Source organism: Chryseobacterium sp. CP-77 (assembly GCF_036362765.1).
Lineage (GTDB): Bacteria > Bacteroidota > Bacteroidia > Flavobacteriales > Weeksellaceae > Chryseobacterium > Chryseobacterium cupriresistens.
Map to the genome: position 1 here is coordinate 2,917,987 of NZ_CP143637.1, position 17,098 is coordinate 2,935,084.

Here is a 17,098-nt window from a genome sequence, read left to right on the forward strand (position 1 = left end):
ATTGAATAATTTAAAGATTAAAAATACAATGTTGTATCTCTTTAAATGTTTAATCCTTGAATATTTCAGTTACTTTCTGCGAAGAAAGTTCACTCCATCACGCAAAGGTAAAATAAGATTTTCAAAATCTTCGTCTTTTGCTGCCAAATCATTTAATTCCTGGATCGACTGGGTAGATTTCAGTTTCGGATTTTCTTCCAGCACTTTCCCATACCATAATACATTGTCAAATAACACCACTGTTCCGGATTTTGTATGAGGTTTAATCAATCTGAAATATTCGGCATAGTTTTCCTTATCAGCATCTACAAAAATCAGATCAAAAAATTCATCTGTTTCTTTTAAATATTCCTTGGCATCCTGAAGTTTAAAATCGATCTGGCTGGCATATTCGCTGGATTCAAAGTATTTTTTAGGAAGATAGGCAAGATCTTCATTCACATCCAATGTGGTGATTTTTCCGTCTTTTGCCAATCCTGATGCAAGACATAAAGTAGCATATCCGGTAAATGTTCCTATTTCAAGAATATTTTTCGGCTGCAGCATCTGGGATATAATCGTCAGCAGTCTTCCCTGCTGATATCCGGAAATCATATGAGGCTGTGTTGTTTTCTGATACGTCTCTCTTCTTAGCTTTTTCAGAATTTCGGATTCCGAAGAAGCGTGCGCCTCCAAATATCTGTCCATTTCAGGATTCTTTTCTTCAAAAAAACTCATACCATTTTAATTTAAACAAATTTAAGGATTTTAAAGCTACTTTTTTAATTCAGGAAGAAGATACAAAAAAAGAGAGAAATTAATCTCTCTTAGATGCATCTATATACTTTAAAAGTTTATCATATTGCTATACAATATTCTCTTATACCAGCACAAACCCATCCCGGGCAACACTTTGTTTGCAGGCTGGTACAAAATATCTGTGGATTACACCCGTTAATAGCACCTTGTACAGTTTTCATTTCTCCTCTTGAAAGTTTTTTTGAATTTTTCATAATAATTTTAGTTTAGTATTAATTTCCTACTCTTTAAGATTTTCGGACACCTCTGTTATTATTTCCTTATATTGAGATTTAAATATACATATTCTTTTATTAATCAACTAATTATATACGTAAAAATTGCTTATTAAATGTAAAAAATATGTATCTCAGTAAAAACCCCATATAAAATACCGTGAAAACACGGATGGTATTTTTGTGGTATTAGTTATAAGTTTGCAGTAAGAATAAGGGGTAAAAACACTAAGAGAAAACATGATGATTGCAGGAGAGACACAAACTAACCATGAGAATCACACTAAAGTTGTACTGAAAAGTAGAACTGATTCTTCTGCAGCAAAAAGTAAGAAAGAAATATCCACTTCATTTTTGCAACGAATTATTTCACTCCTGAAAAAGGAAGAATTAATTTGATTAAGAATAGATCCCGGCCACCTTCGGGATTTATTTTTGTTTTAAACGGTCGAATGTCATTTCTAAAAAATATAGACAATCTTTTCTTCAAAAAAAAATCGGCAGATTATATTCCGAAACAGATTAACACATCATAAAAAAAATCCCGAATTGCTTCGGGATTTATGATGATATAGGGTGTAGTCATTATTTCTTAGGAGCGATATCCATCAGTTTCATAAACTCATCAAGTTTAGGCATAATGATGATTTCCGTTCTTCTGTTTTCTGCTCTTCCCGAAACGCTCATGTTAGTTGCTTTCGGGTTGTATTCAGAACGTCCGCCAGCAGTAATTCTTGCCGGATCTACACCAAACTGAGTCTGAAGAACCTTAGCAACAGATGTACCTCTTAATGCAGAAAGATCCCAGTTGTCTCTTGGAAGGTTTGGAGAGTTCAACGGAGCGTTATCCGTGTTCCCTTCAATTAATACCGAGTATTTATCGTAATCATTGATTACTTTTGCTACTTTACCTAACACTTCCTGAGCGGCAGGTAAGATGTTGTAATCTCCCGTTTTGTATAACATTTTATCAGAAAGAGAGATCATAACTACTCCTTTCAATACTTTTACCTGTACATCTTCATCAGATACATTATCCAAAGATCTCTTCAGCTTATTAGACAATGCAAGGTTCAGACTGTCGTTCTTGGCATTACTGGAGATCAGCTGCTTGATATATGAATTGGAAGCATTGATTTCTCCTACCAGTTTATCAATGTTAGCAGAACTTTTTCCTGTGTTCGACAAACATGCATCAAGTGATGATTTTAAAGCATCATGCTGGCTTTTCAATAAGTTATTTTCCCCTGCCAATGCAGAGTTCTGAGATTTCAAATCCTGAATTTCTCTTTGTCTTTCCCCAATATTTTCAATACACTGCTTATAGTTTGTGCTCAAAGCATCATACTGCTTTTTGCTGACACAAGATGTCATCCCCAGCGCCATTGCAGAAACTGCTAAAATTTTTAAAATCTTCATAAATAATCATTTTTAGACTACTCAAAGTTAGGAAAATTCAATTGAATTATATCGGTTATCTTTGCATAAAAGAAATTCTCAACATATATGTTGAATAAATCAGCCTTTATCAGTCAGTTAAAAAATCTCGTTCACGAGCCGGAAAACAAGACCTATCTTTTAGCAGTAAGCGGAGGAGCAGATTCTATGGTTCTGGCCTCATTGTTCAGGGATTTCAGGCAGGAAATCCAAGATGCCGGATTTCAGTTTCAGGTAGCTCATATCAATTATAAACTTCGGGGGAATGATTCGGATCTGGATCAGAAAACAGTGCAGGATTTTTGTGAGAAAAATCATATAAAATTTCATTTGTATGAAGTTTCGGAAAAAGACCAGAAGCCTGAAAATTCAATCCAGCTTTGGGCCAGGGAACTGCGATACCGTTTTTTTAACGAAATCAGGGAAAAAGAAAAGCTGGAATTTCTTGTTACCGCCCATCATCTTAATGACCAGCTGGAAACTTTCATTATTAATCTGTCCAAAGCTGCCGGCATTAATGGATTGAGCGGAATTCCATCGAATGATAATAAAATCCTTCGTCCCCTTTTAAATGTTTCAAAAAAAGAAATTTATCAGTTTGCTGAGCAGAATACTATTGAATTCCGCGAAGACCTTTCTAATAAAAAAAGTGATTATCTGAGGAATAAGATCAGGAATGAGATTGTTCCGATGCTGATGGAGACCAACGATCACTTTCTGGAGAACTTCAAAAAAAGTTCTTTATATCTGAATCAAACCAAAGAGTTTGTACAACAACAGATCCAGGAAATAGAAAATCGCCTTACCGTATTTAACCAAAACTATAAAATCTTATCAAAGGGAAAGCTGGATAGTGAAAGCGATTTTGTAAAATTTGAAATTTTAAAGAAATACGGATTCAATCAGGAGGAAGAAATTCCGAAAATTTTTAAAGCCGAAAATAACAGTTCTTTTTTTTCAAAGGAATATCAGTTGATTGTCAACCGGGATGAACTCATCTTTATTGATAAAAGTGAAAAAAAGGAAACTCCGGAAGAAATAGTACTGATCAAAAATTTTGATTTTTCCGAAAACCAGACGAGCATCAATCTCGTAGATGATATTGAAAACATTTCCGGAATCAATAAAGGATTTGAATGGGATTTCGATGCTGAAAAGCTTCAGTTCCCACTTCTTTTGAGGAAACAGCAGGATGGAGATGAATTTTATCCGACAGCGTTTCCAGGAAAAAAGAAAGTTTCTAAGTTTTTCAGAGACGAAAAACTATCTCCTTTGATTAAGGAAAAGACCTGGTTATTATGTGACTCCGGAAACCATATCCTGGGAGTTATCCCTCTCAGACAGGATCGCAGATTTCAGGCAGACAGCACTACTCAAAAAAAGATAACTGTAAAGTGGACAGAAAAACAACTAATTCGTTAGCTGTTGATGATTTTAAGAAAGACAGCAATATAGCTTTTGGAATTTTATACCAACAGTATTTTGGTTATACCCAGAAATTCATACTCAAAAATAAAGGCAATCTTGAAGATGCAGAAGATATCTTCCAGGATGCACTGCTCATTCTGTACGAAAAGTTGAATGCTGACGAATTTAAAGTTCAGACCTGTCTGGGAAATTATATTATCGGAATTGTAAAAAATCTGTGGTTTAAAAAACTCAAAAACAGAAACTTTTATGTTGAGTCTCCTGAACACTATTTCATGGAACATCGGGAGGAAATAAGTACGGCCATTGAAAATGAAAGGTATTACTGGGAAAAACTGGTTGGTTATATCCAATCGATCTCTTCCCATTGTCAGAATCTGATTCATGACATTTTTATTGAAAACAAAAGTATAGAGGAAATTCAGAATAAATATCAGTATTCAAGCAGACATAATGCTCAGAATCAAAAATACAAATGTGTAGAGCAGATCAAAAGGATTAAAAATAACAGCATTTTTTCTACCTGACAATCAAATCATTAAAAAAAACAATTTAATCTGTGGGTGATTTTTTCATGAATCAGGGAACCTAATAAGAAAAGAAATATATGTTCAAAAAAATCATTTTGAGTTTTCTTATAGCAATAGGAATTTCATTACATGCACAAAGCACAGGCATCAGTTTTCAAAAAATTGATTTGGAAGCCGCGAAAAAAATCGCAGCAAAAGAAAATAAACTGATCTTCATTGATCTGTTCACTACCTGGTGTGGTCCATGCAAACTCATGGCAAAAAACACTTTCACAGATTCCAGAGTCGGAGAAATGTTCAACAAAAATTTTGTAAACCTTGCCATAGACGCGGAAAAAGAAGGATTAAGCCTGGCCAAAGAATTTAAAGTAGTCAACTACCCTTCTTTTCTATTCCTGGATCCGAAAGGAAAACTGGTTCAATATGATTTCGGCTATTATAATGCTGAACAGTTTTTAGGCGTAGGAGCAGCTGTTATTGAAAAAAAAATGCCTCAGTCCGGTAAAACTTTAGATCAGGTAAAAGGAAAAATGATTGGAGATAAGATAGGTAATTTCAGTGCGAAAGATCATTTGGGAAATACTTTTTCTTCATCAGAAGAAAACAAAAAACTGGTGGTTGTTTTTATTCGCGGACAATGGTGCCCTTATTGTAACAAATATATTGAAACATTACAGAATCTGGCTCCTGAGCTGAAGTCGAAAAATGCAAAACTCGTTATTATTTCTCCTGAAAAACCGGAATTTATCGAAAAGACAATCAGTAAAACAAAGACCGATTATACCGTTTTATATGATGAAGGTTATAAAATAGCAGAAGCATTTGACGTCCTTTATACTCCTGACAGTGAAACTCTTAATTTATATAATTCAAAATTAAAGGAGGATTTTGCTGACAGCAGATCAGATCATTCCGGAAGACTTCCTGTATCGGCAACCTTCATCCTTAATGAGGGGAGAGAAATTACATGGAGACATTTTGATACAGACTATAAAAAGAGAGCATCCGTAGAAGATATTGTAAAAAACCTGAATTGATTGATCCAAACTTTTATCATGACAAACAATTATCATCATAATACCACGTTGGCAAAATTGACAAAATCAATAATCACTTTAAATGATGAAATAAGTGATAGCGCTATGGTGATAAAGGCAGAAGACGAAATATTTTTAGGCATCAGGCTTAAAAAAAGAAAGTTTCTAAATTTTTTAGGGACGAAAAATTATCTATTTTAGCGAGGCAAAAAATCCGGACACGCACTCATCAGGAAAAATACTGTATTTGACAGCTATCCTTCAGGGAAAACAGAAGATATGCAAAGAATGAGAAAACGAAATGGAGTCTCAAAACTTTAATGAAATGAACAATGAAATTTAGAAACTGGTTTTTATTAATTCTACTATTTTTAGCGACAGGAATTAATGCGCAGATAAAAAATCCTGTAAAGTTTAAATTCACCATCAACGATCTGGGAAACAATCAATATGAAGCGGTATTGAATGCTACCATGGAAAACGGATGGCATATTTACTCTAAAGATTTACCGGAAGATACCGGAATTCCAACGGAGTATAAAGTGACAGGAAAGAATATTGAGTTGATTGGAAAATTTACCGAAGTCGGGAAAAAACATGAAGAATTTTCTGAAGCATTCGGAGGTACTATTGTTTTTTATTCCAATTCTGCCGGATTTAAGCAGAAATTTAAATTAAAAGATCCGGCAAAACCTGCAGATGTCACTTCTGAGATCACGTATCAGACTTGTGATGACAGAGTTTGTCTGGCTCCCAATACATTAGAATTCAATCAAAAAGTTACTCCAAAAGGGGCAGCGGAAGAGACTGCAGCCGAGGAAACCGCAGGCCCTGCAAAAGACTCTGTAAAAATAACTGAGACGGTTACTGAAAATCCTGCAAAAACTGAAGCTACGATCACAGAAGCGTCAAAACTGGATCCAAAGCAGCTGAAAATTGCCACCATCGATTTCAAAAAGCCATTGACAGATTGTGGTACAGCGTCTGCCAAAGTGGATGAAAATTACTGGACCTATCTATTCCTTGGATTTATCGGAGGATTAATCGCTTTGCTTACGCCATGCGTGTTCCCGATGATTCCACTGACGGTTTCTTTCTTTACTAAAGGAAGTAAAAACAAAGCCAAAGGAAAAAGAGATGCTCTTATTTATGGGTTTTTCATTCTTCTGATCTTTGTTTTACTAAGTATTCCTTTCCATATTATTGACGGAATTGCCGGAAATATCTTCAATGAAATTTCCACAAGTGTATGGTTGAATATTGCTTTCTTTATCATATTCATCTTCTTCGCCGGAAGTTTTTTCGGGTATTATGATATTACACTGCCAAGTTCTATTGCCAACAAATCTTCCAAAGCGGAAGAAGCAGGAGGAATTATCGGTATTTTCTTCATGGCATTAACCCTGGTGATCGTTTCTTTCTCATGTACAGGACCTATTTTAGGAAGTTTACTGGGAAGTGCGGTAACAGGTTCATCCAATGTTCCTATGCTGCTGACATTTGCGTTGGCAGGATTCGGGCTGGCATGGGCAATTATTTTTGGACTGCTGGCATTATTCCCGCAGGCATTACAGAGCCTTCCGAAATCCGGAGGATGGATGAATACGGTAAAAGTAGTTTTAGGATTCGTAGAACTGGCATTGGCATTGAAATTCTTATCTAAAGCAGATCTTGTTTCCAAAACATTCTTCTTAAAAAGAGAGCTATTCATTGCCATCTGGATTATTATCGCCTTAGGATTGGCTTTATACTTATTAGGATTCATCAGATTCCCGCATGATGATAAAAAGCCTAAAATCTCCATAACAAGGAAGATATTGGGAGTATTGGGAATTGGTTTTGTGATTTACCTGGTCCAGGGGTTAATCCCATCTGATCATCCTAAACTTCAGTTATTAAGCGGAATTTTACCTCCGCTGAATGTGAGCTATTTCCATGATGAAAAAGACGGCATTTTAGGAATGCATCCGGAGCACGACTTCTTCAAAGCTGTGGAACTGGCCAAAAAAGAGGATAAACCCATCCTGATCGACTTTACAGGATACGGTTGTGAAAACTGTAGAAAAATGGAGGAATTTGTATGGAGCGAACCGGATATCTTACCAATTCTTCAGAACGATGTAGTACTGGCTTCTCTCTATGTAGACGACAAAGAAGAACTTCCTGAGGATCAGAAAACCAAAATTGACCTGGGAGACGGACAAATCAAAAAGGTAAAAACCATCGGAGACAGATGGAGTTTATTCCAACAGGTGAACTTCAATAATAACTCTCAGCCTCACTATGTTTTAATTACTCCGGACGGTAAAGTAATCAACACGCCTGTTTCAGGATATATGCCTAAAGAGGATTTCAAAAAATTCCTTGAATGCGGAGTAAATTTCTATAAAAAGAATAAATAAATTATTTACATATCATTTAAAAACTCACACTTTATCGTGTGAGTTTTTTGTTTTAAAGAATTAAATAAACAATAAAACACCAAATGTAGGCTAAAATTAATTATATTTGAATAACTATCACCAATTCAAATACATATGAGATATTTAACATCTACTTTTTTATTTCTTATCTATTCCATATTAGCAGCCCAGTCTGCCCCTTCCATAGAATGGCAAAAAGCATTGGGAGGCACCCATGGTGAATCTGCCAATGCCGTTCAGCAAACCTCAGACGGAGGATACATTGTAGCCGGACATTCTATGTCCAATGATGGAGATGTCACCGGGAATCACGGAGGAGGAGATTACTGGATCGTAAAATTAAACCCTGCGGGAGGCATACAATGGCAAAAAACGTTAGGAGGAAGCAATGTTGATGACGCACAATCCATCCGTCAAACTACCGATGGAGGATATATTATTGCCGGATCATCCAATTCCGGTGACGGAGATATCAGCGGAAATCATGGAAATTATGATTACTGGATTGTAAAACTTGATTCCAACGGGAATATGCAATGGCAGAAATCGCTGGGTGGAAACAGTGTGGATATGGCACAATCTATTCAGCAGACTTCTGAAGGAGGATATATTGTAGCTGGATCTTCAAGTTCCAATGACGGAGATGTGAGCGGAAATCATGGAGGAGGAGACTATTGGATCGTAAAATTAGATATTAACGGAAATATACAATGGCAGAAATCGTTGGGTGGAAGCAGCAGTGAACAGGTCAATTCTGTGCAGCAAACTTTTGATGGCGGCTATATTATTGCAGGAACCACCGTATCTACAGATGGCGATATTACTGTAAGCTACGGGAACAATGACTTTTGGGTGGTAAAACTCGATTCCGGCGGAAATATGCAATGGCAAAAAACGTTGGGCAATATTGGTGATAACATAGGATATTATGCGCAACAGACTTTTGATGGCGGCTATATTGCCGTGGGCACTTCTTTTAATCCTTCAAATCTTGAAAGCGGACTTCCCGATTATTGGGTTATCAAACTAAGCAATAACGGAACCATCGAGTGGGATAAATATTTTGGAGGAAGTTTTCATGACAACGCCATAACTATTCGTCAGACTCCCGAATGGGATTATATTGTTGCAGGCTGGACAGCTTCCAACAACGGACAGGTAACCAATCACCACGGTAATCTGGATTACTGGATCATAAAACTGGACAGCAGCGGAAATCTGAAGTGGGAGAAAACCCTGGGAGGCCCCGATTTCGATTACTTAACTGCTCTTGAACTGACCGCTGATAACGGGTATATTGTTTCAGGAAGTACAGGATCTACAAGTGGAGACGTTACCGGACATCATGGTATGATCGATGCCTGGGTAGTTAAATTAAGTCCGGAACAACTTGGCATTCCGGAAAATCAACAGAGGCATAAACCCAACCTCTACCCTAACCCTGCAAAAGACTTTTTCTATTTAGATCATCTGCCCCGGGAAAGTACTATTAGCATTACTGATATTTCCGGAAGAAAACTTTTCTCTCAAAAATATAACGAAGAAAAAATTAAAATCAGCACATCTGCATTCACGGAAGGAGTTTATATGATACAGGTAAAAAACAGAGAAGAAATTATTCTTACAAAGAAAATAACAATCACCCGGTAACCCCCTTGAAAATATCATAATTACCCTTTCCCTTCAGGAAAAGTATTAAAAAACAGAAATATGTAAAATTCATACGATAATAATCAATAGATTCATGAATCTATAAAGTTTTTAATAATCAAGGCATATGTTTTGTAGGAATTCTTCAAAAAAAAATATAGTCTAACATTTAAAAACTTTAATCATGGCAGAAGTAATTGCACAAGAAAAACAAGGCGGAAAGCAAAAGAAAAAAATGATCCGCGTGGATATGACTCCTATGGTAGATCTGGGATTCCTACTCATCACTTTCTTTATGTTCACCACCAATTTTACAAAACCGAACGTAATGGACCTGGGACTACCCGCAAAAGACCATAATCCTAATCCAATCCCAACTGATCATGTAATCGGAGATCAAAACCAGATTACCTTTATTCTTGGAAAAGACAACCGCGTATTTTATCATCAGAGCAATCAGAAAGATCTGAATACAGGAAACCTGAAAGAAACAGATTTCAGTGGAATAAAAATTTCAAAGATCATTGCTGAAGCCTATAAGAAAGCTCCGGCACCCGATATATTCACTGTTATTGTAAAACCAACGGATGAAGCCAATTACAAGAATTTTGTAGATATGCTGGACAATCTTGCTATTTCCAAAAAGGAAAGATATGGGGTTACAGATATCAAGCCCTGGGAAACAAAGGTTTACAAGGAATTAACTCAATAAAAGACAAGGGCATTTTTTTAATGCTCTTTTTTTTGACTAAATTTGAAAGGAGAAACGGATCTGCAGATAACCTGCTGTATTATTTTTAACCTTCTAAATTTTGGAATCATGCTGAACTTTGAAAGAAAAGGAAACGGAAAAGAAACATTGGTACTTCTTCACGGATTTATGGAAAACATATCCATCTGGAGCGATATGGAACATCATCTTTCCAAAGATTTTTCACTGCTTAAAATTGACCTTCCCGGCCATGGACAGTCTGAAATTCTGGCTGAAGTTCACACCATGGAACTGATGGCTGAAGAAGTAAAAAAAGTACTGGATGATCAGCATTTAGAAAAAATACATCTTCTGGGACATTCCATGGGAGGATATACTTCACTTGCTTTTGCAGAGAAATATCCTGATTCTTTAAAAAGCCTTACTTTATTTTTCTCTACGTATTTTCCGGATGATGAAGAGAAAAAACAACAGCGAATCAAAAGCTACAGAATCATCAGGGATGCTTTCGCACACTATGCAAGAGCCGGAGTTCCCAATTTATTCAATCCAAATGAAAGGGATATCCTGGAAGGTAAAATTGAAATAGCTCTTGAAACAACCCTTTCCACCAACAATCTGGGAGCACTTGCCTGTGTAAAAGGTATGGTGGAAAGAACCGACAAAAAACATGTCCTTGAAAACCTGGAAGCTAAAATCTTAGTACTGGCGGGTAAACATGACAATGCTGTAAAAACAGATATGATGATCAAACATCTTCCGGACAGGACCAATATCAAATCTTATATTCTTGACTGCGGACACAACGGGCATTGGGAAAAACCTGGCATCTGTGCAGAAATTATCAATACAGAACTTCTTCACAATCTTCCTAAAAAACTGGTTTTATAAAACAGGTTAACTGACAATTAAGCTGTGCATAAGAAAAAATCCTGTATATTAGTAGAGGATAATTTGGGTAATGGCTTTATTTTCATTCAAAAAAAAGAAACCACCGGCACCACCGGTTATCGGACTTACACTTTCAGGCGGAGGAATGCGTGGGATTGCCCATATCGCCGTACTGAAAGCTTTGGAAGAATACAATCTGAAACCAAACATTATTTCAGGAACCAGCGCAGGTTCCATAATTGGTGCTTTTTATTCTTTTGGAAAAACGCCGGACGAGATGATGGAAATTGTAAAGCAAACTTCTTTTTTCTCCAGGTCATCTTTAAAATTATCCAAAAACGGAATCTTCAGCTCCAATTTTATTTTGAAACTGTTCAAAGATTATTTCCCGGAAGACAATTTCAGTATTTTAAAAATTCCGATGTATGTAGCCGCAACGGAAATGACTCATGGCATTGTAGATTTCTTTTCTGAAGGAGAGCTTTTTGGGCCATTGCTTGCCTCTTCCAGTGTTCCTTTTATTCTTCCTCCGGTAAGGATCAGTGAGAAAATTTATGTGGATGGCGGCGTTCTGGATAATCTTCCCATTGAGCCTATTATGGATAAATGTAATTTTCTGATTGCTTCACATGTCAATTCCATCAGCTATGATGAATTAAACAAAATGAGTCTGATGAAGGAATTTGACAGAATCCTTCACTTAGCCATTGCCAAGTCGGTGTATTCTAAGGCAAAATACTGTAATATATTTTTAGATCCGCCCAAAATGACCAAATACAGTCTTTTCAACAAAAGATATATGGATGAAATGTTTCAGCAGGTATACGATTACACCTGTCAGGAACTGGAAGAAAAAGGATATCGTAAAAATGTCTGATTATTCCGGAAGAATTTACAGCCCTTTCACATTCCTACAAACCTTCTTCTTTTACTTTCTCTTTAAAATTGGCTATCGTTCCTGCTAAAGAATCTAAAGACTTTCCTCCGGCTGCATTAATGTGACCTCCACCATTGAAATATTTTCTTGAGAATTGGTTTACATCTACATCATCTTTGCTTCTGAAAGAAATTTTAACAAAGTCTTCATATAAATCTTCCATAAAGAATGCGGACATTTTTACGCCGGCAATACTTAAACCATAATTAACAAAACCTTCTGTATCTCCTTTCTGGAAACCAAATTCTTTCAGTTCGTTTCTTGTCAGGCTTAAAACCGCTACGGTTCCGTCATTCACTACTTCTATTCTTCCAAGGACCAAAGCAAGCAAATGCAGGCGGGAAACCGTATTGGTATCCCATGTATTGGAAGTAATCATGGCAGGATCTGCACCGTGTTCGATAAGATTAGCGATAATACGGTGTGTAGTCGCACTGGTAGAACGAAAACGGAAACCTCCTGTATCCGTCATAATTCCGGTATAAAGACATTCTGCCATATCCTGGTTCACCAGCTTTTCATCCTCCATTGCTTCAATGAAATGATAAATCATCTGTGAAGTGGCAGGAATGACTGTATCAGAATAAACAAAATCAAATTTTTCCGGCTGCTGGTGATGATCAATAAGAATTTTCTTTCCCGGAGCCTTTACCAGCCAGTCACCCAATAATCCGATTCTTGACGGGGAATTAAAATCCAGGCAGAAAATAACATCTGCTCCCGCAATCAAATCCGCAGCCAATTTTCTTTTATATTCTGCAATAATAACTTTTTTAGATTCCGGCATCCATTTCAGAAATTTCGGAAAATCATTGGGTACGATAACCTCCGCATGAATTCCTTTGGCTTTCAGATAATGTTTTAATCCAAGGCTTGAACCAATAGCATCTCCATCCGGGTTATAATGGGTAAGGATCACTATTCTGCTATCCTGGGTAAGTAATGTATTGATATCTAAAAGTTCTGCTGGTGTAAACATCCGGTGTTTATTTTTCGTTAAAATTAAAGTTTTCAAAGATAGAGCTTTTATATAAATCATTTAAATATTATTTTTGTACCGGAAAAATGGTTTTGTGATGAGGGTTTGTTAATACCCGACCAAAAAACATTACATTTAATTTTAAAAAAAGATAATTAAAGTTTGTAACTTATAAAAATTTATATATCTTTGCAACCTGAAAATTAATAGATTAATTACGATTTAAACATATAGTAATGAGTAAAAGAACATTCCAGCCATCAGAAAGAAAGAGAAGAAACAAACACGGTTTCAGAGAAAGAATGTCTACGCCAAATGGAAGAAGAGTTTTGGCTGCGAGAAGAGCTAAAGGCAGAAAGAGATTAACTGTAAGTGCTGCACGCGCTAAGAGATAATTTCTAATTATCATATACAAAACATGCTTGAGAAGATCCTTTTCAGGCATTTTTTGTTGTTAAAATTTACTAAAATTTAGGCTACATCAACATCTTTTTTCTATTTTTAGAAGTTGAAATATTTTTATAAGAAACAGCCTTTAAAATTAAATTATGCCACATACCAATATCGCCGGAGACAATATTATAAGTTTGCAACACGCAAAGATTGCGCAAAAAAACTTCACTGTTCTTTCTGATGTAAATCTTAACATTAAAAAAGGTAGATTCTGCTACCTTATCGGAAAAACAGGTTCCGGAAAAAGTTCCCTTCTGAAAACGCTTTACGGACACATTCCATTGGCATCAGGACACGGAGCTGTTGTAGGATTTGATCTGGCAAAACTAAAGCCGTCTGATATCCCTAACTTAAGAAGAAAATTAGGAATTGTATTCCAGGATTTCCAGCTGCTTTCAGACAGAACGGTTGAGAAAAACCTGAAGTTTGTTCTTGAAGCAACAGGATGGAGTGATAAAGTAAAAATGGAAGACCGTATCAACGAGGTGTTGGGAAGCGTGAACATGAAAAGCAAAAAGCACAAAATGCCTCACGAACTTTCCGGAGGAGAGCAGCAGCGTATTGCCATCGCAAGAGCCCTTCTGAACCACCCGGATCTTATCTTAGCGGATGAGCCGACCGGAAACCTTGACCCTGAGACTTCCAATGAAATTATGACATTATTAAAGCAGGTTGCCCTTGAAAATGGCGCTGCAGTAGTAATGGCAACACACGATTATCATATGATTCAGAACTTCCCTGGTGAAGCCATCAGATGTGAAGACGGAAAAGTTTCTGTATTGGATACTTCAGAATTATTCGAATAAGAATAAAAAAACAAGAAGGTCGGAAATAACTAACTTCTAACATCTTATTTATAAATTCTTTACTTAAAAACATGAAACTCTTTGGTGAGTTCAAGATATTGGTCCGAGTATTGTCTCGGACTTTTTTCTATCACAAAATCAGATTCGCTGGTTTCTTTTTCTTGTGAGGAAAACTCAAGAATCAATCTTTTTGCCTTTGCATTTTCAATTCCCCTGATATTAATTTTCCTGCTCAGATGCAGGTTATTTTCTTTACCTATTGAAACAAAAGTTCCTCCTGCTTCTACAGGTATGATTACGGAAAAGATCCCGTTGCCTGACAGCAATTTTGCTGCCCTGCTGATCAACTGTCTGAAGTTCAATTCCACAGTCTGGCGCGCAATCTTATCTTTTTCAGATACTGATTCTTCAAAATACGGAGGATTGGACACAATAAGATCAAAACGATCTACCGTTTCAAAAGTTTTAAAGTCCTGATGACTGTTTTTCAACCTGGCATGAAAAGGAGAATTCTCAAAATTGAGCCGGGTAAGTTTTGCCGCATCCTCATTAATATCCAATCCCAAAAAGCCGGCCTGAAGATTTCTTTGCGCCAGCATAAGAGAAATCAATCCGGTTCCGGTTCCGACTTCCAAAACATGGGAAGCATGTTCAACGTAAGCCAAAGCTCCAAGAAGAACTCCGTCTGTTCCTACCCGGAAGACGTCTTTAGACTGCTGAATTTCAAATTGCTTAAATGTAAAAGGCTTCACTATAAATTGGTAGGCAGTGTAATAATGAATGTAGATCCCTTTCCTACTTCTGATTTCACAGAGATCTCACCTTTATAATCCTCAATCATTTTTCTCACCATAGACAGACCAAGCCCCATTCCACTGCTTTTAGAAGTAAAATTCGGCTCAAAGATTCTTTCGTACATATTTTCAGGAATCCCGACTCCGTTATCCTGAACGGAGATAATGACTCTTCTTTGGTGCTGTTCGACATCTACATTGATGATCAGTTTTCTCTTATCGCTTTCCGCCTGCTTTGCATTGGTAACAAGGTTTGTGATAATTCTGGAAAGATAAATTCTGTCCATATTGATCATAATATTCGTCTTGTTGGCATGCATGAAAATACTGTCATCATTGAATACACGGAGAATATCTTCAACTTCCGTATTCAGATTGATCACTTCATTATTTTTTTCAGGAAGCTTTGCAAATTCCGAGAATGCCGAAGCTACGGTAGCAATCAGATCAATCTGATCCACAATAGTCTTACTCATCTGCTTTACCCTTTCTCTGATATTCGGATCTTCGGGATCAAATTTTCTTTCAAAATTCTGAATCGTCAGCTTCATTGGCGTCAATGGATTTTTCACCTCATGAGCCACCTGCTTGGCCATTTCTCTCCATGCTTCTTCAGATGCTTTGAATCTAAGCCTTTCTTTCTGATCCTGAATCTGTAAAATCATCCTGTTATAAGCCCTTGCCAAAGCATTAAGCTCATCGTTCTTATAATATCTGATAGGACGCATTTCGTTTTCAAACAAGGTAATACGGGTAATCATATCAGAGAATTTCGTAATGGTTTTCGCCAGGCTATTAGAAGTCACCCAACTGATCCATATACTGAAAAGAATAAGGAAGATATCTACTAAAAGAATATATTTTACATACTGATGAAGAACTTCAAGGTAAGCAGATTCATTATGGTATAAAGGAATATAAACAATTCCGATAGGCTCTAGTTCATTGTTTTTCAGCAAAAGATAGGAAGAGGTAAGCTTTGCATCCTTAGCTGCATCATAATTCACCATGTCTACTCTTGCGTCAGTAGACAGAATCTTGTTGATGATTTCTATAGGAATTGTTTTCTGCTCAATTAATCCTTCGTCTTTGTTGGAAAGCAAATAGTTTCCTTTCAGATCATAAATAAAAATGTCGTGCTGATTGATATCCGCTATTTCAAAGATTTTATTCCCCAAAACCTCCGGGAGATCTTTTGTCTCAATAAGTTTCTGACTTACCGCATAGTCCAGATATCGCATTACAGCATTGGTTTTATCCTGCATATCGATATTACTCTGCTGTAAAGAATGATTTCTCAATACAAAGTAAGGAACAAGTGATGTAGCAACCACACTTAAAAAACATACCAGCAGGAAACCGAAAAACACACGATTCCTTAAGCTATATCCTTTATACTTATTTATTGACATTCTACTTTTTAATTAACCTAGCAATATACTTACCAATGATATCAAATTCCAGGTTTACTTTGTCACCAATTTTCAAATGTTTCATATTCGTAAATTCCCAGGTATAAGGAATAATAGCTACGGAAAACTGATTATCTTCACTTTTAGCAACAGTAAGACTGATTCCGTTTACAGTAATGGATCCCTGAGGTACCGTTACAAAGCTTCCGTCATTATCATACTTCATGGTAATAAAATAACTTCCGTCTTTATTTTCAATACTCACCACTTCACCGGTTTTATCAACATGTCCCTGAACAATATGACCATCGAGTCTTCCATCCATTTTCATACAGCGTTCAAGGTTGACAACGGTTCCCAATTCCCATTTTCCAAGGTTGGTTTTTTCCAATGTTTCATTGATTGCCGTCACCACATAATGATTGTCTTTTATTTCAACAACTGTAAGACAACAGCCGTTGTGCGCAAGGCTTTGATCAATTTTCAGTTCATTTGTAAAAGGGCAGGTCAGGGTAAAATCTATATTGCTTCCTTTTTCTTCAATCTTCTCAATAACACCAACTGCTTCAATAATTCCTGTGAACATATTATTTTTT

The 17,098-nt window shown here is 36.5% G+C and carries 18 protein-coding genes; 11 read left to right on the forward strand and 7 right to left on the reverse strand.

The annotated features are described in order from the left end of the window. Window positions 1-69: 69 nt before the first annotated feature. Together V0410_RS12990 and V0410_RS23015 are read right to left on the reverse strand one after the other, a co-directional pair. Complete coding sequence (locus V0410_RS12990) at window positions 70-717, reverse strand: O-methyltransferase (protein ID WP_202841554.1); 648 nt, start codon at window positions 715-717, stop codon at window positions 70-72. 119 nt (window positions 718-836) lie between these two features. Further along, window positions 837-992 (reverse strand): CCPGW family putative bacteriocin, encoded by a 156-nt coding sequence (locus V0410_RS23015; protein ID WP_407936191.1) that lies wholly within the window; start codon window positions 990-992, stop codon window positions 837-839. 261 nt (window positions 993-1,253) lie between these two features. On the opposite strand from V0410_RS23015, the gene V0410_RS12995 reads away from it, so the two are divergent. Further along, a complete protein-coding gene (locus tag V0410_RS12995; protein ID WP_330743888.1) occupies window positions 1,254-1,412 on the forward strand; it encodes a hypothetical protein in 159 nt (52 codons plus the stop codon). Between the two features lie 186 nt (window positions 1,413-1,598). Here the strand turns inward: V0410_RS12995 and V0410_RS13000 are convergent, their stop codons facing one another. After that, entirely contained in the window at window positions 1,599-2,432 is an 834-nt protein-coding gene (locus V0410_RS13000; RefSeq protein WP_202841555.1) for an OmpA family protein, read from the reverse strand. Window positions 2,433-2,519: 87 nt separating this feature from the next. Between V0410_RS13000 and tilS the strand changes: the two genes are divergently transcribed. The 8 genes from tilS to V0410_RS13040 all read left to right on the forward strand — a co-directional run bounded on the left by tilS (window position 2,520) and on the right by V0410_RS13040 (window position 11,998). Then, complete coding sequence (tilS, locus tag V0410_RS13005) at window positions 2,520-3,872, forward strand: tRNA lysidine(34) synthetase TilS (protein ID WP_330743890.1); 1,353 nt, start codon at window positions 2,520-2,522, stop codon at window positions 3,870-3,872. Beyond that, window positions 3,845-4,405, forward strand: coding sequence for an RNA polymerase sigma factor (locus V0410_RS13010; protein ID WP_330743891.1), 561 nt, complete (start codon window positions 3,845-3,847; stop codon window positions 4,403-4,405). Before tilS ends, V0410_RS13010 begins: the two co-directional genes overlap by 28 nt. Window positions 4,406-4,503: 98 nt before the next feature. Next, window positions 4,504-5,445, forward strand: a complete 942-nt coding sequence (locus V0410_RS13015; RefSeq protein WP_330743893.1) for a redoxin domain-containing protein — start codon at window positions 4,504-4,506, stop codon at window positions 5,443-5,445. A 332-nt stretch (window positions 5,446-5,777) separates the two neighbouring features. Further along, window positions 5,778-7,847 carry a protein-disulfide reductase DsbD family protein gene (locus tag V0410_RS13020; RefSeq protein ID WP_330743895.1) on the forward strand — a complete coding sequence of 690 codons (2,070 nt, stop codon included), beginning with the start codon at window positions 5,778-5,780 and terminating at the stop codon, window positions 7,845-7,847. 135 nt (window positions 7,848-7,982) lie between these two features. Then, on the forward strand, window positions 7,983-9,518 hold the full coding sequence (locus V0410_RS13025; protein ID WP_330743897.1) for a T9SS type A sorting domain-containing protein: 1,536 nt from the start codon (window positions 7,983-7,985) through the stop codon (window positions 9,516-9,518). Window positions 9,519-9,702: 184 nt separating this feature from the next. After that, on the forward strand, window positions 9,703-10,230 hold the full coding sequence (locus tag V0410_RS13030; RefSeq protein ID WP_110011454.1) for a biopolymer transporter ExbD: 528 nt from the start codon (window positions 9,703-9,705) through the stop codon (window positions 10,228-10,230). A gap of 108 nt (window positions 10,231-10,338) precedes the next feature. After that, on the forward strand, window positions 10,339-11,121 hold the full coding sequence (locus tag V0410_RS13035) for an alpha/beta fold hydrolase (RefSeq protein WP_330743903.1): 783 nt from the start codon (window positions 10,339-10,341) through the stop codon (window positions 11,119-11,121). Between the two features lie 70 nt (window positions 11,122-11,191). Then, window positions 11,192-11,998: a patatin-like phospholipase family protein gene (locus V0410_RS13040; protein ID WP_330743905.1), complete on the forward strand. Its 807-nt coding sequence runs from the start codon at window positions 11,192-11,194 to the stop codon at window positions 11,996-11,998. 34 nt (window positions 11,999-12,032) lie between these two features. Here the strand turns inward: V0410_RS13040 and V0410_RS13045 are convergent, their stop codons facing one another. Then, window positions 12,033-13,037 (reverse strand): DHH family phosphoesterase, encoded by a 1,005-nt coding sequence (locus tag V0410_RS13045; protein WP_227943346.1) that lies wholly within the window; start codon window positions 13,035-13,037, stop codon window positions 12,033-12,035. A 236-nt stretch (window positions 13,038-13,273) separates the two neighbouring features. Between V0410_RS13045 and rpmH the strand changes: the two genes are divergently transcribed. Together rpmH and V0410_RS13055 are read left to right on the forward strand one after the other, a co-directional pair. Then, window positions 13,274-13,432 carry a 50S ribosomal protein L34 gene (rpmH, locus tag V0410_RS13050; protein ID WP_002976260.1) on the forward strand — a complete coding sequence of 53 codons (159 nt, stop codon included), beginning with the start codon at window positions 13,274-13,276 and terminating at the stop codon, window positions 13,430-13,432. Between the two features lie 153 nt (window positions 13,433-13,585). Continuing rightward, window positions 13,586-14,296: a cell division ATP-binding protein FtsE gene (locus V0410_RS13055; RefSeq protein ID WP_330743912.1), complete on the forward strand. Its 711-nt coding sequence runs from the start codon at window positions 13,586-13,588 to the stop codon at window positions 14,294-14,296. A gap of 59 nt (window positions 14,297-14,355) precedes the next feature. Here the strand turns inward: V0410_RS13055 and V0410_RS13060 are convergent, their stop codons facing one another. Genes V0410_RS13060 through V0410_RS13070 form a run of 3 tightly spaced genes read right to left on the reverse strand, consistent with a single transcriptional unit; the run spans window position 14,356 to window position 17,088 of the window. Beyond that, window positions 14,356-15,048, reverse strand: coding sequence for a tRNA1(Val) (adenine(37)-N6)-methyltransferase (locus tag V0410_RS13060; RefSeq protein ID WP_330743914.1), 693 nt, complete (start codon window positions 15,046-15,048; stop codon window positions 14,356-14,358). Continuing rightward, complete coding sequence (locus V0410_RS13065; RefSeq protein ID WP_227943343.1) at window positions 15,048-16,502, reverse strand: sensor histidine kinase; 1,455 nt, start codon at window positions 16,500-16,502, stop codon at window positions 15,048-15,050. The genes V0410_RS13060 and V0410_RS13065 overlap by 1 nt, the downstream gene beginning before the upstream one ends. 1 nt (window position 16,503) lies before the next feature. Beyond that, window positions 16,504-17,088: a riboflavin synthase gene (locus tag V0410_RS13070; protein WP_110011459.1), complete on the reverse strand. Its 585-nt coding sequence runs from the start codon at window positions 17,086-17,088 to the stop codon at window positions 16,504-16,506. Between the last annotated feature and the right edge of the window lie 10 nt (window positions 17,089-17,098).

Excerpts from the sequence above, each read along its gene's own strand:
- V0410_RS13020 (WP_330743895.1), top strand. The coding sequence starts at position 5,778 with ATGAAATTTAGAAACTGGTTTTTATTAATTCTACTATTTTTAGCGACA.
- V0410_RS12990 (WP_202841554.1), bottom strand. The coding sequence starts at position 717 with ATGAGTTTTTTTGAAGAAAAGAATCCTGAAATGGACAGATATTTGGAG.
- V0410_RS13055 (WP_330743912.1), top strand. The coding sequence starts at position 13,586 with ATGCCACATACCAATATCGCCGGAGACAATATTATAAGTTTGCAACAC.
- V0410_RS13040 (WP_330743905.1), top strand. The coding sequence starts at position 11,192 with ATGGCTTTATTTTCATTCAAAAAAAAGAAACCACCGGCACCACCGGTT.
- V0410_RS13070 (WP_110011459.1), bottom strand. The coding sequence starts at position 17,088 with ATGTTCACAGGAATTATTGAAGCAGTTGGTGTTATTGAGAAGATTGAA.
- V0410_RS13045 (WP_227943346.1), bottom strand. The coding sequence starts at position 13,037 with ATGTTTACACCAGCAGAACTTTTAGATATCAATACATTACTTACCCAG.
- V0410_RS13025 (WP_330743897.1), top strand. The coding sequence starts at position 7,983 with ATGAGATATTTAACATCTACTTTTTTATTTCTTATCTATTCCATATTA.
- V0410_RS13065 (WP_227943343.1), bottom strand. The coding sequence starts at position 16,502 with ATGTCAATAAATAAGTATAAAGGATATAGCTTAAGGAATCGTGTGTTT.
- V0410_RS13000 (WP_202841555.1), bottom strand. The coding sequence starts at position 2,432 with ATGAAGATTTTAAAAATTTTAGCAGTTTCTGCAATGGCGCTGGGGATG.
- tilS (WP_330743890.1), top strand. The coding sequence starts at position 2,520 with ATGTTGAATAAATCAGCCTTTATCAGTCAGTTAAAAAATCTCGTTCAC.
- V0410_RS13030 (WP_110011454.1), top strand. The coding sequence starts at position 9,703 with ATGGCAGAAGTAATTGCACAAGAAAAACAAGGCGGAAAGCAAAAGAAA.
- V0410_RS23015 (WP_407936191.1), bottom strand. The coding sequence starts at position 992 with ATGAAAAATTCAAAAAAACTTTCAAGAGGAGAAATGAAAACTGTACAA.
- rpmH (WP_002976260.1), top strand. The coding sequence starts at position 13,274 with ATGAGTAAAAGAACATTCCAGCCATCAGAAAGAAAGAGAAGAAACAAA.
- V0410_RS13035 (WP_330743903.1), top strand. The coding sequence starts at position 10,339 with ATGCTGAACTTTGAAAGAAAAGGAAACGGAAAAGAAACATTGGTACTT.
- V0410_RS12995 (WP_330743888.1), top strand. The coding sequence starts at position 1,254 with ATGATGATTGCAGGAGAGACACAAACTAACCATGAGAATCACACTAAA.